This is a genomic window from Candidatus Glomeribacter gigasporarum BEG34, assembly GCF_000227585.1.
In the GTDB taxonomy this organism is placed as follows: Bacteria; Pseudomonadota; Gammaproteobacteria; order Burkholderiales; family Burkholderiaceae; genus Glomeribacter; species Glomeribacter gigasporarum_B.
In genome coordinates this window covers 51,801-76,227 of the sequence record NZ_CAFB01000040.1, presented here as the reverse complement: position 1 = coordinate 76,227, position 24,427 = coordinate 51,801, and the positions used below count along the sequence as shown (strand labels likewise).

The 24,427-nt window shown below is 56.6% G+C and carries 20 protein-coding genes and 1 tRNA gene; 8 read left to right on the top strand and 13 right to left on the bottom strand.

Annotation, left to right across the window (positions count from 1 at the left end):
* Together CAGGBEG34_RS04380 and CAGGBEG34_RS04375 are read left to right on the top strand one after the other, a co-directional pair.
* Positions 1-308: hypothetical protein (locus CAGGBEG34_RS04380; protein ID WP_042688105.1), on the top strand; the 308-nt coding region annotated here is incomplete at its 5' end.
* 39 nt (positions 309-347) lie between these two features.
* Positions 348-434, top strand: a tRNA-Leu gene (locus tag CAGGBEG34_RS04375).
* A gap of 53 nt (positions 435-487) precedes the next feature.
* On the opposite strand, the gene CAGGBEG34_RS10995 is transcribed toward CAGGBEG34_RS04375, so the two are convergent.
* From CAGGBEG34_RS10995 to yajC, 4 genes are read right to left on the bottom strand one after another with little or no spacing between them, the layout of a single operon-like run.
* Positions 488-664 carry a hypothetical protein gene (locus tag CAGGBEG34_RS10995; protein WP_006682620.1) on the bottom strand — a complete coding sequence of 59 codons (177 nt, stop codon included), beginning with the start codon at positions 662-664 and terminating at the stop codon, positions 488-490.
* 17 nt (positions 665-681) lie between these two features.
* Positions 682-1,635 (bottom strand): protein translocase subunit SecF, encoded by a 954-nt coding sequence (gene secF / locus CAGGBEG34_RS04370; protein ID WP_042688104.1) that lies wholly within the window; start codon positions 1,633-1,635, stop codon positions 682-684.
* A 40-nt stretch (positions 1,636-1,675) separates the two neighbouring features.
* Positions 1,676-3,553: a protein translocase subunit SecD gene (gene secD / locus CAGGBEG34_RS04365; RefSeq protein WP_006682618.1), complete on the bottom strand. Its 1,878-nt coding sequence runs from the start codon at positions 3,551-3,553 to the stop codon at positions 1,676-1,678.
* A gap of 4 nt (positions 3,554-3,557) precedes the next feature.
* Positions 3,558-3,884, bottom strand: a complete 327-nt coding sequence (yajC, locus tag CAGGBEG34_RS04360) for a preprotein translocase subunit YajC (RefSeq protein ID WP_006682617.1) — start codon at positions 3,882-3,884, stop codon at positions 3,558-3,560.
* A 141-nt stretch (positions 3,885-4,025) separates the two neighbouring features.
* Here yajC and purN point away from each other — a divergent pair, with 141 nt between their 5' ends.
* The 3 genes from purN (at position 4,026) to nadB (ending at position 7,238) form a co-directional block, all read left to right on the top strand.
* On the top strand, positions 4,026-4,673 hold the full coding sequence (gene purN, locus CAGGBEG34_RS04355; RefSeq protein ID WP_006682616.1) for a phosphoribosylglycinamide formyltransferase: 648 nt from the start codon (positions 4,026-4,028) through the stop codon (positions 4,671-4,673).
* 80 nt (positions 4,674-4,753) lie between these two features.
* Complete coding sequence (locus CAGGBEG34_RS04350) at positions 4,754-5,572, top strand: hypothetical protein (protein ID WP_006682615.1); 819 nt, start codon at positions 4,754-4,756, stop codon at positions 5,570-5,572.
* A 31-nt stretch (positions 5,573-5,603) separates the two neighbouring features.
* Positions 5,604-7,238, top strand: coding sequence for an L-aspartate oxidase (nadB, locus tag CAGGBEG34_RS04345; protein ID WP_006682614.1), 1,635 nt, complete (start codon positions 5,604-5,606; stop codon positions 7,236-7,238).
* An 8-nt stretch (positions 7,239-7,246) separates the two neighbouring features.
* Here nadB and CAGGBEG34_RS04340 read toward each other — a convergent pair whose 3' ends face one another.
* From CAGGBEG34_RS04340 to nadA, 4 genes are all read right to left on the bottom strand, one after another.
* A complete protein-coding gene (locus tag CAGGBEG34_RS04340) occupies positions 7,247-8,122 on the bottom strand; it encodes a nicotinate-nucleotide diphosphorylase (RefSeq protein WP_081463741.1) in 876 nt (291 codons plus the stop codon).
* 64 nt (positions 8,123-8,186) lie between these two features.
* Positions 8,187-9,764 (bottom strand): ABC transporter substrate-binding protein, encoded by a 1,578-nt coding sequence (locus CAGGBEG34_RS04335; RefSeq protein WP_006682612.1) that lies wholly within the window; start codon positions 9,762-9,764, stop codon positions 8,187-8,189.
* A 32-nt stretch (positions 9,765-9,796) separates the two neighbouring features.
* On the bottom strand, positions 9,797-10,591 hold the full coding sequence (locus CAGGBEG34_RS04330) for a helix-turn-helix transcriptional regulator (protein ID WP_006682611.1): 795 nt from the start codon (positions 10,589-10,591) through the stop codon (positions 9,797-9,799).
* Positions 10,592-10,728: 137 nt separating this feature from the next.
* A complete protein-coding gene (gene nadA / locus CAGGBEG34_RS04325; RefSeq protein ID WP_006682610.1) occupies positions 10,729-11,820 on the bottom strand; it encodes a quinolinate synthase NadA in 1,092 nt (363 codons plus the stop codon).
* Positions 11,821-11,896: 76 nt separating this feature from the next.
* Between nadA and CAGGBEG34_RS04320 the strand changes: the two genes are divergently transcribed.
* Positions 11,897-12,871, top strand: a complete 975-nt coding sequence (locus CAGGBEG34_RS04320) for a homoserine kinase (RefSeq protein ID WP_006682609.1) — start codon at positions 11,897-11,899, stop codon at positions 12,869-12,871.
* Positions 12,872-12,977: 106 nt separating this feature from the next.
* Complete coding sequence (locus CAGGBEG34_RS04315; protein WP_006682608.1) at positions 12,978-13,748, top strand: BPSS1780 family membrane protein; 771 nt, start codon at positions 12,978-12,980, stop codon at positions 13,746-13,748.
* Between the two features lie 114 nt (positions 13,749-13,862).
* Here the strand turns inward: CAGGBEG34_RS04315 and CAGGBEG34_RS04310 are convergent, their stop codons facing one another.
* The 3 genes from CAGGBEG34_RS04310 to mutS all read right to left on the bottom strand — a co-directional run bounded on the left by CAGGBEG34_RS04310 (position 13,863) and on the right by mutS (position 19,235).
* Complete coding sequence (locus CAGGBEG34_RS04310) at positions 13,863-16,088, bottom strand: UvrD-helicase domain-containing protein (protein WP_042688103.1); 2,226 nt, start codon at positions 16,086-16,088, stop codon at positions 13,863-13,865.
* Positions 16,089-16,142: 54 nt separating this feature from the next.
* Positions 16,143-16,346 (bottom strand): DNA gyrase inhibitor YacG, encoded by a 204-nt coding sequence (locus tag CAGGBEG34_RS10070; RefSeq protein ID WP_081463739.1) that lies wholly within the window; start codon positions 16,344-16,346, stop codon positions 16,143-16,145.
* 177 nt (positions 16,347-16,523) lie between these two features.
* Positions 16,524-19,235 carry a DNA mismatch repair protein MutS gene (gene mutS, locus CAGGBEG34_RS04305; protein ID WP_006682605.1) on the bottom strand — a complete coding sequence of 904 codons (2,712 nt, stop codon included), beginning with the start codon at positions 19,233-19,235 and terminating at the stop codon, positions 16,524-16,526.
* Positions 19,236-19,290: 55 nt separating this feature from the next.
* Between mutS and dnaA the strand changes: the two genes are divergently transcribed.
* Positions 19,291-20,655 (top strand): chromosomal replication initiator protein DnaA, encoded by a 1,365-nt coding sequence (gene dnaA / locus CAGGBEG34_RS04300; protein ID WP_006682604.1) that lies wholly within the window; start codon positions 19,291-19,293, stop codon positions 20,653-20,655.
* Between the two features lie 154 nt (positions 20,656-20,809).
* On the opposite strand, the gene gyrB is transcribed toward dnaA, so the two are convergent.
* The gene (gyrB, locus tag CAGGBEG34_RS04295) at positions 20,810-23,278 is read right to left on the bottom strand and encodes a DNA topoisomerase (ATP-hydrolyzing) subunit B (RefSeq protein WP_006682603.1); all 2,469 of its coding nucleotides are present in this window, start codon (positions 23,276-23,278) and stop codon (positions 20,810-20,812) included.
* Between the two features lie 9 nt (positions 23,279-23,287).
* Entirely contained in the window at positions 23,288-24,391 is a 1,104-nt protein-coding gene (gene dnaN / locus CAGGBEG34_RS04290; protein ID WP_006682602.1) for a DNA polymerase III subunit beta, read from the bottom strand.
* Positions 24,392-24,427: the final 36 nt, after the last annotated feature.

Below are 24,427 nucleotides of genomic sequence, written 5' to 3'. Positions count from 1 at the left end.
TCAATAGAGAAGCGGCTGATTTTGTCAATTTCGTAATATATCGAACAGAGAAGCTTCGCATTCGTCTGGCGGGCTATGTGAACGTCTCTAAACTCATCCCCAAAGAGCCGGAGAATGAGCATGGATTGATCGATACCTCCTTTGGACCCGTTCAAGAGGAGATTTCCTCCAGGGACACGGATCAATACGATACGACGGACGATACCATCACAGTGAAAGGTTTAGGGAGATTGCTGTCCCCGTCAGTTGCAAAAGATATGAAAAAAGATATGGTGAAGATCGTCACTGACGTACAGTACATCGTATAGTTTCTCTTCATTCCATCAACGACGCGGGCGCGTATTACAGCGAGGATGGCGGAATAGGCAGACGCACCAGGTTTAGGTCCTGGCGCCAGCAATGGCGTGTGGGTTCGAGTCCCACTTCTCGCACCATGAATAAAAGCACCCGCTGATCAGATAAAGACGTAAAAGAAGGGGCGCGTGAATCAGAAAAATGTTTTGACCAGAATCGCAACAGTGCCTGCGCCGATGATCCACACGCCCCATTTAATTGCGGTAAGCTCAGCGCGTAAAGCATCGAATTTAGCCTCCATGTTGACGAATCCGGCGTCCATATCCTTGCGCAAATCGTTGACCTCGTGACGTGCTGAAAATTTTATCACGCGCGCCCCCCTTGAATTCACACTTGCGCGCCCGCGTTTGGGTCATTCGGGGCTATTTGAGGCGGTTTTGCGCGGATTAAATCCTCGCGCCTGACGCCAAGCCACATCGCAAGCGCGGCGGCGACAAAGACCGAGGAATAAATGCCGAACAGAATGCCGACCGTTAACGCAAGGGCGAAGAAGTGCAGCGTCGGCCCGCCGAATAGCAGCATCGATAGCACCATCATTTGCGTACTGCCGTGCGTGATCATCGTGCGCGACATTGTGCGGGTGATCGCGTGATTAATGACTTCGACGACCGTCATTTTTTTGTTTTTGCGGAAGGTTTCGCGGATCCGGTCGAAAATCACCACGGATTCATTCACTGAATAGCCGAGCACGGCGAGCACCGCCGCCAGCACGGACAGTGAAAACTCCCATTGGAAAAGCGCAAAAAAGCCCAGGATGATCACGACATCGTGCAGATTGGCAATGATGCCCGCAATGGCGTATTTCCATTCAAAACGGATCGATAGATAAATCCCGATGCCAATGACGACGCACAGCAGCGCGAGCAGACCGTTGACCGCCAGTTCCTTGCCGATCTGCGGCCCGACAAATTCAACCCGTTGCAGCCGCGCCGCATGCGGCGGTTGCGCATTCAGCGCTTCGATGACCTGCGCGCTTTGCCGCGCGGAGGACAGTCCCGGTGTCAACGGCAGACGAATCAATACATCCCTTGAGGTGCCAAAGGTCTGTACTTGCGCATCGCGATAGCCGAGCGCATTCAGCGTTGCGCGTATGGGTTCCAGCTGCGCTGGCTGCGGATACTGGACTTCAAGCACTGTGCCGCCAGTGAATTCAATGGATAGATGTAGTCCGCGGCTCAGCAGAAAGAAGATGGCGGCGATGAATGTCAGCAGCGAAATGATGTTAAACATCAGCGCGCGCTGCATGAATGGAATATCGTTTCGTAAACGGAAAAATTCCATGATTGACTTAAAAAGGACGCATGAACAAAAACACTGCGCTTTAGTAGGGCAGAGTGTGATCGGGACGCCAGACTTGGCCAATCGCCAGCGATTTCAGGCCGCGGCGGCGGCCATGCCAGAGGTTGACCAGACCGCGCGCAAAAAAGACCGCTGAGAACATCGAGGTCAAAATACCGATACAGTGGACGACCGCGAAGCCGCGCACAGGACCCGCGCCAAACGCCAGCAGCGCCAGTCCGGCAATCAGCGTGGTGACGTTGGAATCAAAGATCGTTGCCCAGGCGTTTTTAAAGCCAAGCGAGATGGCGGTATGGGGCGGCGCGCCCGCGCGCAGTTCTTCACGGATCCGTTCGTTGATCAAGACATTCGCGTCAATCGCCATGCCGAGCGTCAGCGCGATGGCGGCGATGCCGGGCAATGTGAGCGTTGCCTGCAACACGGACAAGATCGCCACCAGCAACAGCAGGTTCAACGCAAGCGCGAGGACTGAAAACACGCCGAATAGCGCGTAATAGACGAGCATAAACAGCGTAATCGCCGCAAAACCGTACAGGACGGAAGCCACGCCTTTTTGAATATTGTCCTTGCCCAGGCTGGGGCCGATCGTGCGTTCTTCGATCATCTCCATCGGCGCGGCAAGCGAGCCGGCGCGCAGCAGCAGCGCGAGGTCATTGGCGGCCTGGGTTGAGGCCAAGCCGCTAATCTCAAAATGCTCGCCCAGTTCGGATTGAATCGTGGCAACGGTCAGCACTTCGCCTTTGCCTTTTTCAAATAGCACCATCGCCATCGGTTTGCCGATATGTTCGCGAGAGACGCTGCGCAATGCGCGGCCGCCCGCGCCGTCCAGACGGATCCGGACAACGGGCTGCTGGCGCTCGTTAAAGCCCGCCCCCGCATCGACGATCCGCTCACCGGAAAAGATCAGGTCCTTTTTCAGCAGCGCCGGCGCATCGCGCCCTTGCGTAAATAATTCATCGCCAGGGGGCACGGGGTCATTCAGGTTTGGAAAACGCGGCGCGTCCGGGTCGGCAAGGCGCGCTTCGAGCGTTGCGGTGCGTCCAATAATATCCTTTGCCTTGGCGGTATCCTGCACGCCCGGCAATTCAACGATGATGCGATCCGCCCCCTGTTGCTGCACGAGCGGCTCGGCAACGCCCAGTTCGTTCACGCGCTTGGACAAGGTAAGAATGTTTTGCTGCAGCGCATTTTTCTGCATCGCGGCGCGCGCTTCGGGCGCAAGCGCGCCGGTCAGCGAAATGCCCTTATCCGCATCCGCCTTTGATATCTGCCACTGCAATTCACTGATGTCGCTGGAAAGCGCAGCGCGCGCTTTTTCCGCGGAATCCCTGTTTGTGAAAGGAATCACAATTTGCTGATCAACGCGGCGGATGCCGCCGCTGCGGATGGCGCGTTCGCGCAGCAGCGCGCGCGCGCCGTTTGCCAGCGCATCCAGTTTTTTAGCCAGCGCGCCCGCCATATCGACCTGTAACTGGAAATGCACGCCGCCGCGCAAATCCAGACCTAAATACATGGGGCGCGCGTATAGCGCCCTCAGCCAGGCCGGAGAGGCGCTTTGCAGATTGAGCGCGACCATATATGCAGGATCGGAGGCGTCCGGATTCAGGCTTTTTGACAGCAGCTCTTTGACGCGCAACTGGGTATCCGTATCCGCCAGCCGGACCCACAGGCTTGGGTTTGGACTCAGACGCTCAAAAGTGAGGCCGCGCGTCTGGATGCGGTTTAAGGCCAGCGTTTGCTCGACCTTTTGAAAAACATCCGCGTCGAGTTTGACCGTCGCTTTGGCGCTTGAGATTTGCACAGCGGGCAATTCGCCAAAGAAATTCGGGAGCGCATAGAAAAATCCAATGATGAGCGCGGCGGCCATCAACAGATATTTCCACACAGAATAACGGTTCATTGGACTAGATTGCTTTTATGGACCCTTTAGGCAATATCGCCGTAATCGCGCTTTTCTGAAGCAGAATCTCAACCCCTTCGGAGATTTCAAGACGGATATAAGTCTCGCCCACTTGGGTCACTTTGCCCACCAGACCGCCGCCTGTCGTCACTTCATCCCCTTTCGCCAATGCGGAGAGCATGGTGCGATGCTCTTTATGGCGCTTCATCTGCGGACGGATCATGATGAAATACAAAACCGCAAACATCGCAATCAGCGGTAAGAAACTCATCAGGCCGGACTGGGAGGCGGATGTCGCATTCTGCGCGAATGCGGAAGAAATCAAAGGCACGTGCAATCTCCATTGGGACAAAATGAGGTGTTTCGCACAGCCGCGCTGCTCGGCGCAGCGCCCCTTGCCAACACGGCTGTGCGAAACTCCTGAAAATAACAGGGGAATTCTAGCATCGCCTCTGAATAGCGCATGTGCAGCATGAGAAATCTCGTCATCCTCATTTCCGGACGCGGCAGCAATATGCAGGCGCTGGTGCGCGCCCGCGCGCAGGAACAATGGCCGGCGCGCATCCAGGCCGTCATTTCGGATCGCGCGGATGCGCCGGGGCTGGCTTTTGCCGCGGCGCAGCGCATCAGAACGGTCGTCGTTGAGGCGCGCGCGCATACGCGCGCCTCATTTGAAGCGGCGCTGATGGAGGCGATTGACGCTCTCGCGGCGGATTTCATTGTGCTGGCGGGCTTTATGCGCATACTCACGCCGGCGTTCGTCGCGCGCTATGCGCAGCGCATTTTAAATATCCATCCCTCCCTACTCCCCAGTTTTCCGGGATTGAATACGCACCAGCGCGCGCTGGAGGCGGGTGTTCAATTGCATGGCGCAACCGTGCATTTTGTGACACCGCGGCTCGACGACGGTCCGATCATTGCGCAGGCCGCTGTGCCCGTGATGGCCACGGATGATGCAGGCACACTGGCCGCCAGAGTGCTTGAAGCTGAGCATCAACTCTACCCGCGCGCGCTGCGCTGGTGCGTTGAAGGCCGCCTGAGTGTTCAGAACGCGCGCGCGCTTTTGACGCCGCCCGAGCCGCAGTGGCTGATTTTTGATGGCAACGCGCCGCTTGTTTAACAGGCGTAAACTGTGCATTGCGATCACGCATCTCCATCGCGATCTCATGAATTCACCCTATTTATTTGGAGGAGGTCAGAATGTATGCAGATACAACTGTGAATAACCTTCAAGCAACGCTCCCTCTAATTTCACAACTGTCTGGTCAGCAGCAGGAAGTCGCCCAGAAACTCAAAGACGACTGGAGGTTTTTTGTGGCACAGACGGAGAAATCCGATCCAAAAAAAGTATTTGAAGATGCACAGTATTTACATTTAAGAAAACCCGCATATCTGCAGGAAAGCGGGGACGGGGAACGCTTATATCAGTCTTTAATGGCGCTGTCCGCAGACCGTTTAATGGAACAGCAGGCTACGAATATTCAGGTCAGAGCCATCCTGGCGGACCATGTGCCGCTCCTCGAAAAGCTGAGTCCGGAACAACTCAGGGACCTCACGCAATATGACGCAACACGGGATAATCTCTACAACTCCAGCGCTTGCCATGCTGCTTTCAATATCATGAAGACACCGTCGCTGATTCAAAAAATTCTGAATAGCGATTTGCCCGACGGCTTTTTATGGACTCTGCCTGATCTGCGAGTACAAACGTATGCGAGCGGCGCCTATGACAGTCAATTTGATATGGAGTTTGCATACATCGTGGACGATGTACTGAAAAATCCCGAACTCCATCGGCACATGCAGCCGAAGCATCTGATTGCGCTGGCTCAAAAGAAGATCGAGTACGCATCCTACATATTGCGTACTACGGATGTCGATGTATTTGAAACCGTGCTGAACACGCCGCAAGACAAATACGCTTTCCTTCAGGCGGTGGTGCGAAAACATATCGCTTATCCGTTGCATCCTATGGAGGATCGAGCAACGCTGTGCTATACTCTACGGCCCCATTTTTAAGCGCGGCGTGACCCGGCGGTGGTCATCATCCGTGGAGTTTGATGTTCTCATTGCTGGGAGCGGTCTGGCCGGATTAAGCGCTGCGTTGAGTCTGGCAGAGTCGCGTCGAGTGGCTGTGCTGACCAAACGCGGCGCAACAGACGGCGCAAGCGATTGGGCGCAGGGCGGTATTGCGGTCTCGCTGGATGCTTCCGATAGCGCCGAACGCCATATGGAGGACACCTGTGCCGCCGGCTGCGCTTTGTGCGACGCCGCAGCGGTGCGCTTTGTGATCGAACACAGCCGCAGCGCAGTGGAATGGCTGATGGCGCGCGGCGCGCCGTTTACGCGCGATGCGCAGGCTGCCTCCGGTTTTCATCTGACGCGCGAAGGGGGACATCGTCAACGGCGCATTCTCCACGCCGCCGACGCCACCGGCCATGCGGTGATGACCCTGCTTGCTGAACAGGCGCAGGCGCATCCGAATATCACGCTCTTTGATGCGCACTTTGCAATCGATCTGATTCACTCCGCGCGCCTTGGCCTGTCCGGACAACGCTGCTATGGCCTGTATGCGCTTGATATGCGCACAGGCAGCGTTCGCACCTTCCGGGCGCGCCATACGATTCTGGCGACCGGCGGCGCTGGCAAGGCGTACCTCTATACCACCAATCCCGATACCGCGACTGGAGACGGCATGGCGATGGCGTGGCGCGCCGGCTGCCGGATCGCCAATATGGAATTTATCCAGTTTCATCCGACATGCCTGTACCATCCATATGCCAAATCATTTCTGATCAGTGAAGCGGTGCGCGGGGAGGGCGGGGTATTGAAACTGCCGGATGGCGCGCGCTTTATGCCCGCATACGATGCGCGCGCCGAGCTGGCGCCGCGCGATATTGTCGCGCGCGCGATTGATTTCGAGATCAAAAAACGCGGCATGGATTGCGTGTATCTGGATATTCACCATCGGCCCGCTGAATTCCTGCGCGCCCATTTTCCAACGATTCTGGCGCGCTGCCTCGAATTCGGCATCGATATCACGCGCGAGCCGATTCCGGTCGTGCCCGCGGCGCATTATGCCTGCGGCGGCGTGGTCACCGATGTCTATGGCCGCGCCGATCTCGCCGGACTCTACGCCATCGGCGAAACTGCCTGTACCGGCTTGCACGGCGCGAACCGGCTCGCCAGCAATTCGCTGCTGGAGTGCGTGGTGATGGGGCGTGCAGCGGCGCAGGCGATTCTGGCGGCTTCAGAAAAAGAAAGGCATGAAATCCCTGCATTGCCGGCTTGGGACGAGAGCCGCGTGACGGATTCGGACGAGGAAGTGGTGATTACGCACAATTGGGATGAATTGCGGCGTCTAATGTGGAACTATGTCGGGATTGTGCGCACCGACAAGCGCCTGGCGCGCGCGGCGCACAGAATTGTGCGGCTGCGCGAAGAAATCGATGAATATTATGCGCATTTCCGGATCAGCCGCGATTTGCTTGAGTTGCGGAATCTGGTGGATGTTGCATCGCTGATTGTCGAGAGCGCGCGTTTTCGGCATGAAAGCCGCGGACTGCACTTTAACCGCGATTGGCCGGAGATGCAGCCTAAAGGGCTGCCGACCATTTTGTCTAGAGCATTTTCCAGTCGAGTTACCACTGGCGCGAGCGCGAAGCGACACAGGGAAAATCACTGAAAAATGCTCTAAATAAGCCGCATTGAATAATCTATGGCACGCACATGCTTGGTGAGCGCACCCACTGAAATGCGGTCAACGCCGGTGTCGGCAATCGCGCGCACGGTGTGCAAATCGACGCCGCCAGAAACTTCGAGCGCTGCGCGCTGCGCGGTAAGTTGCACGGCGGCGCGCAGTGCATCCAAGGTGAAATTATCGAGCAAAATCAAAGAGGCGCGGCAGTCGAGCGCTTCTTCAAGCTGCGCAAGCGTTTCCACTTCGATCTGAATCGGCAAACGTGCATCGAGCGCCTGCGCGGCGTCTAGAGTATTTTTCAGTGATTTTCCCTGTGTCGCTTCGCGCTCGCCGTATTGCTCATACTGTCTTCGCGCTCGCTCCTTGGGCAAATCGACTGAAAAATGCTCTAGAGCTGCTTTAATGCCGCCCGCGGCGGCAATATGGTTTTCCTTGATCAAAATGCCGTCGTATAAACCGAGCCGCTGGTTCTCCCCGCCGCCGGTTCGCACCGCGTATTTCTGCGCGAGCCGCAGGCCGGGCAAGGTCTTGCGCGTATCAAAAATACGCGCGCGCGCGCCGGCAATGGCATCCACATAGCGCCGCGTCGTCGTTGCCACGCCCGATAAGAGCTGCAGAAAATTGAGCGCGCTCCGCTCCGCGCTCAGCAAGGCGCGCGCTGGACCGCGCAGCAGGCATACCGTCTCGCCAGCGCGCATCGTTACGCCTTCCGCAAAGCGCCAGTCGATCTGGATGCGCGGATTGACCTGGCGCATCACTGCGGAAAACCACGGCGCGCCGCATAGCACCGCTTCTTCGCGGACAATCACGCGCGCTTTGCATTCTTTGTCCGGAGGAATTAAATGCCCCGTCTGATCTTGCGCGCCCATATCTTCAGCAAGCGCGTCACGGACGTTGCGCGCGAGCTCAGCCTCAAATGAACGCAACACAGGCTTATCGCAAACCGCGCAAACCGACCCCGGAAAAAATCGTTGGGCCGAGCGGATTCATTTTGAAGCCCGTCACACGTTTATTGATCACCTGGTAGTCAGTTGCGTAGGCAATGGGCGTAAACGGCTGTTCGCGTTTGAATATTTTTTGCGCTTGCGTGTAAAGCTGAGTGCGCTCAGCGACATCCGTTATTTGTGCAGCGCGCCGAATTACATCCTCAAATTCTTTATGACACCATTTTGAAAAATTGCTAGTACCGACGGCAGTACAACTGAGGGGTCTAACCCAATCGTCTGGATCGCCGCTGCCGCCCATATAACCGGCTAGCATGGCATCGTATTTGCCATCATGCACGCTTTTGATAAATCCCGAAATATCTTCGTTAATAATAATATTCGCCTTGACGCCAATTTTGGCCCAGTCCGCCTGGATCATTTGAGCCATCAGCCGAGCATTGGGGTTGTAGGGACGCTCGACCGATGTGATAAAGAGCGAAACTGAAAAGCCATTTGGATAACCCGCCTCTTCCAGTAATGCTTTTGCTTTCCTGGAATCGCGCGGCGCGTCTTTCAAACTTGCGTCAAAGCCCCATTGCAAGGGCGGTATCGGCGCAACCGCGATTTGTGCGCGCCCCTCATAGACGCCATCGATGAGGGCCTGTTTGTCGATGGCCATATCCAGTGCGCGGCGCACCTGAGCCTTATCCAGAGGCGGATGCGTGGCGTTGTAAGCGAGATAGGCGAGATTCAGACCTTTTTGGCTCAGGATTTGCACATTCGGGTCCGATTCAAAGGCGGCGATATCGACGGGACGCAAGGCGGCGCTGAGCTGGCATTCATTTCTTTTCAGTTTTTGCATCCGCACCTTGGCGTCCGGCGTGACTTGAAAAATCAATTTGGATAAGCGTACATCCTCCGGTTTCCAATATTCCGGGTTGCCGTCAAAGCGGATGGCGGCATCCTTCACGTATTCCCGAAAAATGAACGGACCCGTCCCAATCGGCTTCCAGTTGATTCCAGAAGGGTGGCTCGCCTTCAGCAATTGCGCGGCGTATTCCTCAGAGAGAATCGATACCGAATCCGCTGCGAGATTAGCGAGAAATGGCGCATTGGCTGAAGTCAGCGTAAATCGCACGGTATGCCCTTCGTCGAGCGCGTCAATCCTGGAAATGAGTGTGTCAAAATTGCTGTGGTGCCAGAATGGGAATTCCGTGGGATAGGCTTTACGGAACGGCATATTGGGGTTGCGCATCCGCTCAAAGGTAAAGACCACATCCTCGGCGTTGAACTCCCGTGTGGGCCTGAACCAGGGCGTGCTATGGAACTTCACGCCGCGCCGAAGATAAAAGGTGTAGACCCGGCCATCCTTTGAAATATTCCAATCCGTTGCAAGACTGGGCCAAATCTTGCGTCCGTCCGTCTCAAGCAGCCGGTTATAGAGCGTTCTTGCGCTGGCCGTATAGCTAGGCACAGACCAGGACTGACTTGCGTCGAAACCGGATGGAGGGCTTTCTGAACAATAGATCAGCGTCTTATCCGATGATTTTGCATATACACCGCTTGAAGCTGCAACAAAAGCCATGATGAATGCCCACTGAAAAGGATAAAAGTCGGTTACAAACCATGTGCATATATGCTGCTTTGCGCATTCACAAAGATTGCGCGCAACTCGGCCAGGATATTGTGTATATCGCGTGAGTTTAAACATTTCTGCTGAATATGACTGATATGATTGCTGGCTGTTGGAACGCTACAGTCGAGTCGCTTGGCGACGGACTTACATCTGGGATCCTCGTACATATAAAGTAAAGCCTTGAGCTCCGTGTAAGTGAGTGGATCACAAGGATCAAAATAGCGATCTATATTTAAATGCTTCAGAAATTTTTGAATCGCTTCCTTTCTAGGATAAAACTCATCATAGAGTCTGAATAATTTCTGCAGAGGAAGTTGATGAGTGCGCTCAAGAAATACTGTTAAAAACGCAACGATCTTTTTGTCCCGATTTTTTACGGGATATTTAATGACCTTTTCACACCTGATCAGGCCATTAAATTTCAAAGCAGTAAGATTAATACTAGCGGCTCGTTTGCTCAGCTGTACGCGACTACCAAGCATCTCTGTGCTTTTAAGATTGTTTTCTTCATTGGATAGAACTGTAGGAGATATATTTAATTTATTTCTTCTCTCAAGGACATCCTGTTTCCAAAACTCTGCTGGAGTGATTCCAACTAAATCATCGATTGCGTCGAGGCCGTACCAACTCGCATTTAGATAATTCGTCAACAGACATTTTCTGGTGTGGGCATCCTGTATAGCGCATGAATCTGGAAAATTTTCGACGAAATCATATAAAACGCTGCCTTCTATCACTGATCCTGTTAGATCAAGCGGAATCTGATCAATGTTCATAGGGCGATCCTTAACCGATGAGAATTTCCATTGGTTAAGAATAACCCGATTTCTTTAGTGACATTTTCACTAATGAGTCAATAATTAAACCAATCGGTGGCTATTCAACAAAAATCTTGCTCTAAAGCAGCCCCTCATTATGCGGCCCCAGTATTTTCGAAGAGCGCTTGATCGCGCGCCAGATCGCCGCTGGCGCGCACGTTTTTGCCGCGCGCTGCGGCAAAGTCAAGCATGCGCTTCAGAGAACGATGGGCGCGCGCGGCAATTTCGGCATCGATCTGGATTTCAGGCGCGCCGTTTTCCAGTGCAGCCGCCAGATTGCTCAAACCGTTCATCGCCATCCACGGGCAATGCGCGCAACTTTTGCAGGTTGCGCTTTGGCCTGCGGTCGGCGCGGCGATGAAATGCTTATCGGGCGCAAGCGCGCGCATTTTGTGTAGAACGCCTATATCGGTGGCGACAATGATTTCGCGCGCATCGAGCGTTTGCGCCGCTCGAATCAGTTGCGTCGTCGAACCGACCACGTCTGCCTGCTCCGCCACTGAAGCGGGCGATTCAGGGTGAACCAGCACTTTTGCGCGCGGATGCTCGGCGCGCAGCAGCCCCAGCTCGATGCCCTTGAATTCATCATGTACGATACATGCACCCTTCCAGAGCAGCATATCGGCGCCGGTTTTCTGTTGAATGTAGCGGCCCAGATGCTGGTCGGGCGCCCACAGGATTTTTTCGCCGCGCGCGCGCAGGTATGCAACAATATCCAGTCCAACCGATGAAGTGACCACCCAATCGGCGCGCGCTTTGACTGCGGCGCAGGTATTGGCGTACACCACCGCCGTTCGGTCGGGATGCGCATCGCGCCAGGCGCCAAACGCATCTGGCGGGCAGCTCAGGTCAAGCGAGCAGGTCGCTTCCAGGTCGGGCATCAGCACCCGCTTGTCCGGACTGAGGATTTTGGCCGTCTCGCCCATAAAGCGCACGCCGATGACCATCAGCGTGCGCGCGGGCGAATCGCGCCCGAAACGGGCCATCTCCAGCGAATCCGCGACGCATCCGCCGGTCTGCTCCGCCAGTTCCTGCAATTCAGCCGCCACATAATAGTGCGCAATGAGCACGGCCCGTTCGCGTTTGAGCAGCGCGCGGATGCGCTCAATAAGCGCGCGTTGCCGCTCCGGCGGCGTGACCGGCGCGCGCGTCCACGCCTCTTCAATGTAATGGGTATGTTGATTCATTAGAGAGAAATCCAGAGCAAGATACAGAAGAAATATTGTCTTTATATTTGGAATAAAAGTATACGGCTATTCATCTATGGCGGTTTTTACTGCGCTGAGCGCTACTCAGCTCGCCCCCTGGCTGCAACGCTATCCGCTTGGACAGATCGTTGATTTGCAAGGAATCGTCTCCGGCATCGATAACACGAATTATTTTTTGACAACGACGCGCGGGGCGTATGTGCTCACGATTTTTGAACACCTTTCTGCGCGCGCGCTGCCTTTTTATCTGGATTTCATGCGGCATCTGGCGGCGCGCCGGATGCCCGTGCCCGTTCCAGTTGCGCAGAGCGATGGCGCGCTATTCAGTCTGTTGCGCGGCAAGCCGGCAGCGCTGGTGAGCAGACTGGAGGGCGCTGTACAGATGGCGCCCGCCGCTCATCATTGCGCTGAGGCCGGGCGGATGCTCGCGCGCATGCATCTGGCCGGGAAAACATTTGCCGCCGCCGCGCCGCAGAATCCGCGCGGCCTGGCGTGGCAATGCGAGGCGGCGCGCGCCATCGACCCTTTCTTAAGGCCCGCGCAACGCCGGCTTCTGCATCACGAATTGGCCTTCCAGCACAGCATTCAAGCCTCAGCGGAATATGCGCGGTTGCCGGCGGGCATCTGTCATGGCGATTTGTTTCGGGATAACGTCTTTTTTGTCACCCAACAGGGGGATAGCGCTGGGCATCCATGCCGCTTGAGCGGTTTTTTTGATTTCTACTTTGCCGGCCTGGACAAATGGCTCTTCGATATTGCTGTATGTATCAATGACTGGTGCGTGATGCCCGCGAGCGGTCAATATGAGGAGGCGCGCGTGCGCGCATTTTTGACCGCTTACCAGGCGGTGCGCGCCTTTACGCCGCTGGAGGCAGTCTATTGGCCAGCGTTGCTGCGCGCGGCGGCGTTGCGCTTCTGGCTTTCGCGTCTACATGATTTTTATGTTCCACGTCCGGCTAAAATATTAAATGTACACGATCCCGCGTATTTTGAGCGCATTCTGCGCACATTTATAGCCAAGCGACTTTAGTTTGAGACAAGGAAGCAGCCGCGAAGACAGTATGAGCAATACGGCGAGCGGCGATGACACCGTATCAAACTAAAGTCGCTTGGCTATACACTAAATTCTGTTTCTTATGTACCTAAATAAAGTTTCCGCCTCAACGGGCGCGCTCTGGTTCCGCCGCGGCATTACGCTGTTTTTCAAAAGCCCGCTTGTTTTTCTGGCGCTTAACCTGGCTTATCTGCTGATCACGATGGCAACGGCGCTGATTCCTGTCGTGCATGTGTTCGCGTCATTTTTGATTCTGCCCTTCTTCTCGGTGCTGTTCATGACGGCAAGCCGCGCGGCCTGCTCTGGTCAACCCGTCTCCCTTCATTTGCTTGGCGCGATTTTCCAAAGCAATGGACGCCGCGCGCCTCTGTACCCGCTCGCAATGCTGGGACTGTGCAACTTTGCCGTAAATGTATTGGTTTTGATAACCTCCGCATTGCTGGACGGCGGAAAACTCATGCAAATCGCATTATTGGGCCAGTCGCCCGAAATGGCGCTCTCGGATGGCGCGCTATCCGCCAGAGTGTCCGCCGCGCTGCTATTCGTGATGGCAAGTTATATGCCGTTGACAATCCTGTTCTGGTTTGCGCCCGCTTTAAGCATATGGCACCGCACGCCGGCGCCCAAGGCGCTGTTTTTCAGTTGGATGGCATTCTGGCGCAATTGGAGCGCCTTTATTGTCTTGCTCATCCTGTGGACCGGAACCACTGCCCTGATTCTGCTTACGCTCACTGTGGCATCGGGTCATGGCACGGCGCATCCCGCTCTATTGGGGCGAGTGGTTCTTTATTTCCTTATTTCTGGTTCCGATGTTCTGGTGTTCGCTGTATATGAGTTATGCGGGGAGTTTTGAAAGCGCCAAGAACTAGAGCATTTTTCAGTGGCTTGCACTGTGTCACTTCGCGCTCGCCGTATTACTCATACTGTCTTCGCGCTCGTTCCTTGTGCAATCTCACTGAAAAATGCTCTAAAGAACGGGCTGCAATTTGGCCATACCCAACACCAGCCATTTCGCGCCGCTCCGGGTGAATTTGACTTGCGCGCGCGCATCCGCGCCATTTCCTTCAAAGGCCGTAATGGTGCCGTGACCAAATACCGCGTGTGATACGGATTGCCCGATATAAAAGCCGGAGACCGTTTTGTGCGGCGGCGCGCTGAATTCGGACAGCGCCCGGCGCGGCGCAGCGGGCGCCTGCTGCGTCCAGGAGGCGCCCGCGGTGTGCGATGCGTGAGGGCGCGGCGCGCCGGACCTCGCGGACGCGCCATGAAGCGCCTGATGTTGTAGGGTCTGTTCAGGCAATTCGTCCAGAAAACGCGAACGCAGGCTATGCCGGCTTTGCCCGTGCAGCATCCGGCTCCGCGCGAAAGATAGATAGAGACGCGCGCGGGCGCGCGTCATCGCCACATACATCAAACGCCGCTCTTCTTCGAGTCCGGACGCATCGATGATGCTGTTCTGGTGCGGGAACAGCCCTTCTTCAAGGCCGGTGATAAACACCGCGGAAAATTCGAGCCCTTTCGCCGCGTGCACGGTCATCAGCTGCACGGCGGCCTGACCCGCCTGCGCCTGATGCTCGCCAGCTTCGAGTGAAGCGTGCGCCAGAAAAGCCGACAATGGCGTGATTTCATCGTCGGGCGGAGCCTCCGGTTCAGCGTGTTCTTCTTTCGTAAAAGCCAACGCTGCATTCACCAGCTCGCGCAGATTTTCAATCCGGTCCTGGCCTTCGCGTTCAGCGCGATAGTGCTCAACGAGCCCACTGGCGTCTATGACATGCTGAACCGTTTCAGACAAGCTCAGTCCGCGTGTGCGCGCGCGCATCTCCTCAATGAGCTGAATAAAGCGTTGCAGATGTGCAGCCGTCTTCCCGCCGAGCTGCGCAGCGGCGGCGTGGAGCGAGCGGTTCAGTGGGCGCGCCGCCTCGCTTAATACTTCAAGCGTGCGCGCGCCAATTGAGCGCGCCGGAAAATTCACCACGCGCATAAAGGCGGTGTCGTCATCCGGATTCTCAAGCAGACGCAGATAGGCGAGGGCGTGCTTGATTTCAGCGCGCTCAAAAAAACGCAGCCCGCCGGTGACGCGATAGGGAATGCCCGCGCTCATCAACGTATGCTCAAGCACGCGCGATTGCGCATTACTGCGGTACAGCACCGCGATCTGATCAAGCGGTATGCCTTTCCGGTTCAAGGCGCGCACTTCGCTGACCAGCCAGAGCGCTTCCTGCGAGTCTGTTTCCGCGCTGACTACGCGCACGCATTCGCCGCAACCCGCATCGGTGCGCAGGTTTTTGCCGAGCCGGCGCGTATTGTGCGCAATCAGCACATTCGCCGCATCCAGAATATGGCCGTGCGAGCGATAGTTCTGTTCCAGCCTGATCAAATGGCGGACTTTGTATTCGCGCTCAAAGTCGCGCATATTGCCGACGTTCGCGCCGCGGAACGCATAAATGCTTTGGTCATCGTCTCCCACCGCAAACACCGCGCCGCATGGGCCGGCCAATTGCTTGAGCCAGGCGTACTGCAGCGTATTGGTATCTTGAAACTCATCGACCAGCATATGTTTGAAGCGCGCCTGATAATGCGCAGCCATCTCCGCATTGCGCGCAAGCAGTTCATAACTGCGCAGCAGCAATTCGGCGAAATCCACCACGCCCTCGCGCTGGCATTGAGCGTGATAGGCCGCGTACAACTCCGCGCACTTCTGGCTGAACGGGTCGCTTGCATCCATCCCGGCGGGACGCAATCCTTGCTCTTTGGCCTGGTTGATAAAGCGCTGGACCTGTTTAGGTGGATATTTCTCATCATCGATATTCAGACGCTTCAGCAGACGCTTCAGCGCAGACAGTTGATCGGCTGAATCGAGAATCTGGAAGGTCTGCGGCAGCTCCGCCGTCTGATGATGCGCGCGCAGCATCCGGTTGCACAGGCCATGAAAGGTTCCAATCCACATGCCGCGCAGGTGAATCGGCAGCAAAGCGGTCAGGCGCGTCATCATTTCTCGCGCCGCCTTGTTCGTGAAAGTCACCGCCAGGATTTCCGCTGGACGGATGCGTTGCGATTGAAGCAGCCAGGCGATGCGCGTGGTCAGCACGCGCGTTTTGCCGCTGCCCGCGCCGGCGAGAATCAGCGCGGATTCGTCCGGCAGGGTAACGGCAGCGCGCTGTTCAGGATTAAGATGCGCAAGCAGATCGGACACGATCAAACCCGTTTAAGCGGACTCGATGCCGGACAGTCTTTGTTGAAGCGCATTTTATTGTTCAGTGTCAGAATGATTGTTTGAGTCCTGATGAGACGGAACGTCTTCCGGATTTCCTTCGATTGTGTATTTCTCCGCCGCCCATGCGCCCAAATCCATTTGTCTGCATCGTTCGGAACAAAAAGGCCGGTAGCGGCTCTCCGATACCCACGCCACTTTTTGACCGCAACATGGACAATTGACTACCAGTGGATTCATGTGTGTAAAGAGAATGCGCACTCGCCCGCCGCAGATCGCGCACAGCGCGAACAGGCGCTCATAAATGGCACAAGTTTAACTGAAAGGGCACATCGATATCGACTGGCTGCGGACGGATATTCATCAATGCAATATGGTGTTCCCTTGCGTCTTGTCTGGACATATATTAACGGTGATTCAGCCGTTCCAATGCGCCATCGCCAGCGCATGCAATTCAAAGAGTGCGTTGAGCGCATCGCGCGCGCGCATATTTTTCGGATCCAGCGCGCGCAATTTTTCAAGCGCTGGATGCGTTTCCATGCGCGCCCGCGGCAAATCGCCTGAAAGATGCGCCAGATGCGCGCGCGCCGCCTCAATCACCGGGCGCGGCACGCCGGCAAGCTGCGCCACCTGCAGGCCGTAGCTTTGACTGGCCGGGCCGTCCTGAACGGCATGCAGAAAGACCAGGCCCTGCGCATGCTCAACCGCGGACAGATGCGCATTCGCCGCCTGCGCGCATTCATCCGCCAGGCGCGTCAATTCAAAATAATGCGTTGCGAACAAGGTATAGCAGCGGTTATGCGCAAGCAGACGATGCGCAATGGCCCACGCCAGCGCCAGGCCGTCAAAAGTCGATGTGCCGCGTCCGATTTCATCGATCAAAACGAGACTGGACGGGGTTGCGCCGTTCAGAATCGCTGCCGCCTCGGTCATCTCCACCATAAAGGTCGAGCGCCCGCCCGCCAGATCATCCTGCGCGCCAATCCGCGTAAAAATACGGTCCACCGGCCCGAAACGCGCGCGCCGCGCCGGCACATAACTGCCGATATAGGCCATAAGCACAATCAGCGCCGTCTGCCGCATAAAAGTGGATTTGCCGCCCATATTCGGGCCAGTGATCAGCAGCAACTTCCGTTGCGCGCTTAAGCGACAATCGTTTGGGACAAAAGGATCGATCTGCGTCTCGACGACCGGATGCCGGCCCTGTTCGATCTCGATGCCTTCGCCGCCAAATTCGGGCGCCGCCCAGTGAAGCAGCCGCGCCCGCTCGGCGAACGCCGCCAGCACATCGAGCTGCGCGAGCGCCTGCGCAATCCGCTGGCAGTCTGCAATATAGGCGCTCAGCGTCTGCAATAACGCTTCATACAGCGCTTTTTCGCGCGCGAGTGCGCGCCCGGAAGCGGAAAGCGCCTTGTCTTCAAACGCTTTGAGCTCAGGGGTAATGTAGCGCTCGGCGTTTTTCAGCGTCTGGCGGCGGCGGTAGTCGTCCGGCACTTTGTCCGTCTGGCCGCGCGTGACTTCAATATAAAACCCATGCACTTTGTTGTACTCGACGCGCAAATTGGCGATGCCGGTGCGCGCGCGTTCGCGCGCCTCCAGTTCATTCAGAAACTGGCCGCAGTTCTCGGACAGCGCGCGCAATGCATCGAGTTCCGCGTCGTAGCCGTGCGCAATCACCCCGCCGTCGCGGATCAATGCCGCCGGTTCAGCCGCAATCGCGCGCTCCAGAAGCGCAAGGCAATCATCGGGCGCATGCAGCGCCGCCTCAATGCCTTGCAGCAACTCGGCGGGCAGCGCGTCGTCCGCCAGATGCGCGCGCACGCACGGTAACTGAATCAGGGTATCGCGCAAATGGGCCAGATCGCGCGGGCGCGCGGTCAATAGCGCCAGCCGGCCAGTGATGCGCTCAATATCCGCGATCTGCCTTAAACTTTGCCGCAGCGTATCGAGCGCGCGCGCGCCGGAAGGCGCCTGCAGCCATGCGCCAATGGCCTGTTGACGCCGCTGTGCAATGCGCGCATCGCGCGGCGCGTGGTGCAGCCAATGGCGCAGTAGACGGCTGCCCATCGACGTGCAGCAGCGGTCGAGTCTGGACAGGAGCGTCGGCGATTCCGCGCCGCGCAGCGTTTCCGTCAGTTCGAGATTGCGGCGCGTGGCGGGATCAAGACCGATGTATTGCGTCTCGGATTCCACCTGCAGACTGCCGATATGCCGTAACGGTTGTCCTTGCGTATTGACCGCGTACCACAGCACCGCACCCGCCGCGCCGCAGGCTGCAGATAAATGATGCGCGCCAAAGCCTTCCAGATGGGTCACGCCGAGCTGTTCGCACAGACGCGCGCGTCCTGAATCGATCTCGAAATGCCAGGGGGGGATGCGCGTTACCGCGCCCGGACCCGCGGGCGGCTCCATCGCATCCGGGCCGCTGTCCGCATCGGCCAGCAAAATCTCGGCGGGCCGGATCCGTTCAAGCGCCGCCGGCGCTTCGTCCGCAGCCATCTCTGCCAGCCGCAGCGCGCCGCTGGCCAGGTTCAGCCAAGCCAACCCAATTAGAGCATTTTTCAGCGGCTTGCTCTGTGTCGCTTCGCGCTCGCCGTATTGCGCATACTGTCTTCGCGCTTGCTCCTTGTGCAATCTCACTGAAAAATGCTCTAACGGCGCGCGGCCGCCGCTCCGGTTCTGAACCGTGCACAGCGCGAGCAAATACGCATCCTGCCGGTCCGCCAGCAACGCGGCATCGGTTAGGGTGCCTGGCGTCACGACCCGAACCACCTTACGCTCTACCGGCCCTTTGCTTGCGTTTGGGTCGCCGGTCTGTTCGCAAATCGCGACTGATTCGCCCAGTTTGACGAGCCTGGCCAGATAAGCGTCCAGCGCGTGATGCGGTACGCCTGCCATTCTGATCGGCTGACCGTTTGAAGCGCCGCGCTGGGTCAGCGTTAAGTCGAGCAGGCGCGCCGCTTTTTCGGCATCTTCATAAAAAAGCTCGTAAAAATCGCCCATCCGGTAGAGGAGGAGCATCTCCGGATATCCAGATTTAATTTTCAGGTACTGTTGCATCATCGGCGTATGCGCGGCGATGTCTGTAGCGCGCCGCGCGCTGCGCGCCGGGCGCGGTTTTTCATCCATTGCGTTCCCCGCTTTGGCGTAGAATATTTTTGCTTTCCTTTCAGCCGCATCCTCTATGAACGACTTCTGGCAGCATTGTTCCAATCTGCTGAGGCAAGAGCTTACGCCCCAGCAATATCAAACCTGGATTAAACCACTTGCCGCGCTGGCTTTTGATACCGAAGCCCGCGTGTTATGTATCACAGCGCCCAACCGCTTCAAGCTGGACTGGGTGAAAACTCAGTTCTCGGGACGGATTGCCGATTTGGCGCGCGGTTTCTGGCAACAGCCGGTTGAAGTGCAATTTATGCTTGCGCCCAAAAAGCCGGAATTGCGCCCCAATGGGAACGGGAACGGCGTGCATCCGCCGCTTGCCAGCGCGCCGCCCGCCCGGGCGGATACTGAACATGGCGCGCCGGAGCGCTCGAAACTGAATGCGCTGCTGACTTTCGAGAATTTTGTCACCGGCAAAGCCAATCAGCTCGCGCGCGCGGCGGCGCTGCAGGTCGCCAGCAACCCAGGACGTTCATATAATCCGCTCTTTCTTTACGGCAGCGTTGGCCTGGGTAAAACGCACGTGATCCACGCGATTGGCAATCACTTGAAACACGAGAAGCCCGCCGCGCGGATCCGCTATATTCATGCCGAACAGTATGTCTCCGATGTCGTGAAAGCCTATCAGCGCAAAGCCTTTGACGCCTTTAAGCGCTATTATCATTCACTTGATCTGCTCCTGATCGACGATATCCAGTTTTTTTCCGGAAAATCGCGCACTCAGGAAGAGTTTTTCTACGCCTTTGAAGCGCTGGTTGCGCATCAGGCGCAGCTCATTATCACCAGCGATACCTATCCTAAACAGATTTCCGGCATTGATGACCGGCTGATCTCGCGCTTCGATTGCGGGCTGACGGTCGCCATCGAGCCGCCTGAGCTTGAGATGCGCGTCGCCATCCTGATGCACAAAGCCCATGCGGTAAATATTGTCTTGCCGGAAGAGGTGGCGTTTTTTATCGCCAAGCACTTGCGCTCGAATATCCGCGAACTCGAAGGCGCGCTGCGCAAAGTGCGCGCCTATTCAAATTTCCACGGGCGGCAGATTACGATCGAACTCACCAAGGAAGCGCTGAAAGATTTGCTGACCGTACAGAACCGCCAGATTTCAGTGGAAAATATCCAGAAAACCGTCGCGGATTTTTACAATATCAAAGTCGCAGAGATGTATTCGAAAAAGCGGCCGGCCAATATTGCCAAGGCGCGCCAGATTGCGATGTATCTGGCTAAAGAGCTGACCCAGAAGAGTCTGCCCGAAATCGGCGAGCTGTTTGGCGGACGCGACCACACGACGGTGCTGCACGCGGTGCGCAAAATGATGGAAAAGCGCGGCAAAGACGCGCAACTCAACCATGAATTGCACGTGCTGGAACAGACTTTAAAAGGCTAGATTACAAAATATATCAAGTCGTCGATCTAAAACTGCGCCTACCTCTGGCACAGCGGGCTGTACTGCACGTACTTTGCTTGTTCTGCTGCGGTCTCTGGTATGCGGCTGAATTCGAATATGCTTTTGCCTATGCCTTCCAGAACAGCGTACTTGATTAAATATCAATATTGGCCGCTCTTAACGCATTCGCCTCGATAAAGCCGCGACGGGGTTCGACTTCATCGCCCATCAGCATGGTAAACAGCTTGTCTGCGGCAATCGCATCTTCAATCTGCACGCGCAGCAGACGCCGCACTTTCGGGTCCATCGTTGTCTCCCAAAGCTGTTCAGGATTCATCTCGCCCAGCCCTTTATAACGCTGCTTGGTCAGATTGCGCTGGGTGTCGTCCATCAACCATTGCATTGCACTCCTGAAGTCGCTGATCGCGCGGCTGCGCTCGCCCCGTTTAATCTGCGCGCCGGCGTCAAGCAGCGTTTTAAGGGTGTGCGCGGTCGTTTGCAACTGTTTGAAATCAGCGGTGGCCAGCAATTCTGCATCGATGAGGCTGGTTTTCAGACTGCCATGCAGATCACGCTCAATCCGCAACGCATGCAATTCACGCGCCTCATCATAGACAGGCGTCACATTCACCTCAGAGGCAGCGGAGGCGTCGCGCAGCGCAGCGCCCAGCCTTTGCGCGCTCGCCTCTGCGCATTCGCGCGATGACAGATCAATGTCCACTCCCGCCGTCACGGCTTTGAGCGCGCCCGGATCGAGGATTTGGCCGACCCGGTCAATGATCGCTTGAGCCTGCCAGTACATGCGCATCAGTTCGCCAAGCGTCTCGCCCGCGATGGGCGCCGCGTCCTGGGAGGGAATCAGTGCGCTGCCCGCCAGCGCGAGCCGCAATAAATAACGGTTCAGTTCCTCGTCGTCCTTCAGATAGCGTTCTTCCTTGCCGTGCTTGACCTTGTACAGCGGCGGCTGCGCAATATAGACATGGCCGCGCTCGATGATCTCCGGCATGTGCCGGTACAGGAAGGTCAGAATCAATGTGCGGATATGCGCGCCGTCAACGTCCGCATCGGTCATGATGATGACGCGGTGATAGCGCAATTTGCCGATGTTGTAATCGTCCTTGCCGATGCCGCAGCCGAGCGCGGTGATCAGTGTCACCAGTTGTTCTGAGGAGAGCAGTTTGTCGTAGCGCGCTTTCTCGACATTGAGCACCTTGCCGCGCAGCGGCAGAATCGCCTGAAATTTGCGGTCTCTGCCCTGTTTCGCCGAGCCGCCCGCCGAATCGCCTTCGACGACGCAAATCTCGCTTTTGGCCGGGTCGCGCTCCTGGCAATCGGCCAGCTTGCCCGGCAATCCGATGCCGTCCAGCACGCCCTTGCGGCGCGTCATCTCGCGCGCCTTGCGCGCCGCCTCGCGCGCGCGCGCCGCTTCGACAATCTTGCTGCAGATGATCTTCGCATCCGCGGGCGTCTCCAGCAGAAAGGCTTCCAGCGCGCGGGCGACCAGCTCTTCCACCGGCGCGCGCACTTCGGAGGACACCAGCTTGTCTTTGGTCTGCGCGCTGAATTTCGGCTCCGGCACCTTGACCGACAACACGCAGCTCAAGCCTTCACGCATATCGTCGCCGCTGGTTTCGACCTTCGCTTTTTTTGCCAGCTCCATCTGCTCGATATATTTATTGATCACGCGCGTCATCGCCGCGCGCAAACCGGTCAAATGCGCGCCGCCGTCGCGCTGCGGAATATTGTTTGTAAAACACAGCACATGCTCGCTATAACTATCATTCCATTGCATCGCGACCTCGACGCCAATCCCGTCCTTCTCGCCAGACGCATGGAAAATAGTGGGATGCAGGACTTGCTTGCTTTTATTGATATATTCCACAAAGCCTTTGACGCCGCCGGCGAATGCAAATGCCTCCGTTTTGCCGCTGCGCACATCGGTGAACCGGATGCGCACGCCGTGGTTCAGAAAGGACAGCTCGCGCATCCGTTTGGCGAGAATGTCGTAGTGAAATTCCACCTTGCCGAAAATCTGCGCATCCGGCAGGAAATGCACTTCGGTGCCGCTATGCTCGGCGGTTCCAACGACCGCCATCGGAGAGACCGGGATGCCATCCGCCATTTCGGTGACGCGGTTTTGCGCAATGCCGCGGTGAAACTCCATAAAATGCTTCCTGCCGTTGCGTCGCACCGTCAAACGCAACCATTGCGATAAAGCGTTCACGCATGAGACGCCCACGCCATGCAGGCCGCCGGAGACTTTATAGCTGTTCTGGTCAAATTTGCCGCCCGCATGCAGCTCGGTCATCACAATCTCAGCCGCGCTGCGCCTCGGCTCGTGCTTATCGTCGAGCTTGACATCGGTTGGAATGCCGCGGCCATTGTCGAGCACCGAGACGGCGTTATCCGCGTGAATTGTGAGCTGGATATCATCGCAATAACCGGCCAGCGCTTCGTCGATGGCATTGTCCAGCACTTCAAACACCAGATGGTGCAGGCCGGTGCCGTCCGAGGTATCGCCAATATACATGCCGGGGCGCTTGCGCACGGCCTCCAGACCCTCAAGAATCTGAATGGAGGCGGCGCTGTAGGAAGGGTCTGGCTGTTTTTTGAGAGGCGTCATTTGATTTGCCTAAATACGCATCGGCATGACCACGTATTTGAAATTTTCATTGTCCGTGAGGGTAAGCAACACGCTCGCGCTGGCGTCGGCAAAGCTGAACCGCACTGTTTCCGCTTTGACATGCGTCAGTACGTCCAGCAGATAACTGACGTTTAGACCGATATCCGCCGATTCGCCGGCGTAATCGATGTCGAGTTCTTCCTGCGCTTCCTCATTCTCCGCATTGTTCGAAATGATCTTCAGTTGTCCGGGCGCAATCAGGCAGCGCACGCCCTTGAATTTATCGGAGGTCAGAATGGCGGCGCGCGCAAGCGCCTGCTGAAACGCTGCATGTCCAATGTTGAAGGCGCGGGTGTAGCCCTGGGGAATCACGCGCTGGAAATCGGGAAACCTGGCATCGATCCGTTTTGAAATGAATTCGACCTGAGCAAAGCTGAATTTCACCTGATTCGGCGCCACATCCATTTTGACCGGCGCGTCGCTCTCCTCCAGTAAACGCTGCAGTTCCAGCACCGTCCTGCGCGGAATAATCCATTCGCGGCGCTCAAACGCGCCTTCAACCGCGGTCGAAGCAAAGGCAAGACGATGGCCGTCGGTCGCCACCGCGCTTAAGACGCCGCCTTCGACCGCCAGCAACATTGCATGCAGATAATAACGGATATCCTGCTGCGCCATCGCAAAATGGGTGCAGCCCAGCAGGGCTTTAAATGCCTTTTGCGTGATCTGCACGCTTAAATCAAAGGTTTGAGCCTGCGCTACGGTGGGAAAATCGCCCGCATCCAGGGTTTGCAGCGCAAAGCGGCTTTTGCCCGCCTGAATCGTCAAGCGTTGATCAGCCACGGAGATCTGGACTTCGCCCGCCGGCACGGCGCGCAGAATATCCAGCAGTTTGCGCGCCGCCACAGTGGTTGCGGCAGATTCCGGCCCGCTGCCAATATCGGCGCGGGCGGTGATCTGCACATCCAGATCGGTCGCAAGAAAAGCCAGTTCCGAGCCGTTTTTGGTGATCATTACATGGGCAAGAATCGGCATCGTATGACAACGTTCGACAATACCGCTGACCATCTGCAGCGGTGGTATTAATTGATTCCGTTCGGTTTTAATCCATTGCATTGGATCTTCCTGGGCCGTGTTCTCAAATAAATTTTA

Bases quoted from the DNA above. Each gene is read 5' to 3' on its own strand.
- secF (WP_042688104.1), bottom strand. From the start codon at position 1,635: ATGGAATTTTTCCGTTTACGAAACGATATTCCATTCATGCAGCGCGCG.
- secD (WP_006682618.1), bottom strand. From the start codon at position 3,553: ATGAACCGTTATTCTGTGTGGAAATATCTGTTGATGGCCGCCGCGCTC.
- purN (WP_006682616.1), top strand. From the start codon at position 4,026: ATGAGAAATCTCGTCATCCTCATTTCCGGACGCGGCAGCAATATGCAG.
- CAGGBEG34_RS04350 (WP_006682615.1), top strand. From the start codon at position 4,754: ATGTATGCAGATACAACTGTGAATAACCTTCAAGCAACGCTCCCTCTA.
- CAGGBEG34_RS04340 (WP_081463741.1), bottom strand. From the start codon at position 8,122: ATGGGCGCGCAAGATCAGACGGGGCATTTAATTCCTCCGGACAAAGAA.
- CAGGBEG34_RS04335 (WP_006682612.1), bottom strand. From the start codon at position 9,764: ATGGCTTTTGTTGCAGCTTCAAGCGGTGTATATGCAAAATCATCGGAT.
- CAGGBEG34_RS04330 (WP_006682611.1), bottom strand. From the start codon at position 10,591: ATGAACATTGATCAGATTCCGCTTGATCTAACAGGATCAGTGATAGAA.
- nadA (WP_006682610.1), bottom strand. From the start codon at position 11,820: ATGAATCAACATACCCATTACATTGAAGAGGCGTGGACGCGCGCGCCG.
- CAGGBEG34_RS04320 (WP_006682609.1), top strand. From the start codon at position 11,897: ATGGCGGTTTTTACTGCGCTGAGCGCTACTCAGCTCGCCCCCTGGCTG.
- CAGGBEG34_RS04315 (WP_006682608.1), top strand. From the start codon at position 12,978: ATGTACCTAAATAAAGTTTCCGCCTCAACGGGCGCGCTCTGGTTCCGC.
- CAGGBEG34_RS10070 (WP_081463739.1), bottom strand. From the start codon at position 16,346: ATGAATCCACTGGTAGTCAATTGTCCATGTTGCGGTCAAAAAGTGGCG.
- mutS (WP_006682605.1), bottom strand. From the start codon at position 19,235: ATGGATGAAAAACCGCGCCCGGCGCGCAGCGCGCGGCGCGCTACAGAC.
- dnaA (WP_006682604.1), top strand. From the start codon at position 19,291: ATGAACGACTTCTGGCAGCATTGTTCCAATCTGCTGAGGCAAGAGCTT.
- gyrB (WP_006682603.1), bottom strand. From the start codon at position 23,278: ATGACGCCTCTCAAAAAACAGCCAGACCCTTCCTACAGCGCCGCCTCC.
- dnaN (WP_006682602.1), bottom strand. From the start codon at position 24,391: ATGCAATGGATTAAAACCGAACGGAATCAATTAATACCACCGCTGCAG.